Origin of the sequence: Salinivibrio sp. HTSP (genome assembly GCF_003390965.1) — a bacterium.
Lineage (GTDB): Bacteria > Pseudomonadota > Gammaproteobacteria > Enterobacterales > Vibrionaceae > Salinivibrio > Salinivibrio kushneri.
This window is the reverse complement of sequence record NZ_PXUD01000091.1, coordinates 1-1,025: the sequence shown is the minus strand read 5'-3', so window position 1 is coordinate 1,025 and position 1,025 is coordinate 1. Positions and strand designations below refer to the sequence as shown.

1 pseudogene is annotated in these 1,025 nt (G+C 50.6%); it reads left to right on the top strand.

From position 1 onward, the window contains the following. Positions 1-1,025 (top strand): annotated as a pseudogene (locus C7A19_RS15635) (hypothetical protein); the annotation flags it as partial.

The window sequence follows — 1,025 nt, the reverse complement described above, 5'->3', positions numbered from 1 at the left end:
GAAGCGACGGACAACAACGGCGAAACCGTTGAAGCCCAGGACAACGGCGTGCTGGACACCACTCCCCCTGCCAAACCAGTCATCACCAATATCACCGATGACTCAGCGGGTAGTGATTACAGCGATGTCACTTTGCACGGTACGGGTGAACCTGGAGCAACTATCACGTTGTATAGCAAAGAAGGCAGTACGACTAATGGTAATGATACCAATCCGAATGGTTATGTTCGTGTCGCGACCGAGGTTGAGGTGGATGGTGATGGATTCTGGACTTTAGATATTACAGATCTCGACAATACACCTGTCAATGATAATGAATTCTTCAAAGCGATTCAGACTGATGAGGCGGGTAACGCCAGTGAAGATTCGAACATTGTGCATTACTGGCACGGTGAATGGACGAATGCCAATACCGAAACTGGGGATGATTATGTCTTGACTGGTGCCGGTAACGATACGGTTAATATCATTACTGATGATGCTAACGATCAACTCGTCATTGACGGTGGTGCAGGAAATGACAAGGCTGTATTTAATACGAGTGTCGACAACCTATCGTTCAGCAAAGATAGTAATGGTTACGTCATTGTTGAAAACAGTGACACCGGAGATCGTGTTGAGCTGCGTGATTTTGAATCGATCAATATAGATGGCGATGACCAGAATATCGATGAGCTCTTCACGCCAACTGTCAATATTGTCGAAGACGCCAACGATGATGGCTTTATCAGCAGTGGTGAGCTCACTGGCCAGGTCGACGTTGAAGTCGGCTTGCCAGCCGGCGCCGTGGATGGTGACAAAATCCGCGTCAGCGATGGCGCCACCACCAACGAGATCGTGTTGGAGCAGAGCGACATCGATAACGGCAGCGTCGCGACCTCGTTCGATGCGCCAGCGGAAGGTGAAACCCTCGAGGTGACAGCGGAGCTGGAAGACCAGTTTGGCAACACCTCGGCAGAAGGCAGCGACAGCGCCGTGCTCGACACCCAGATAGAGATGCCTACGATCAAGGCGATTTGGGGGAA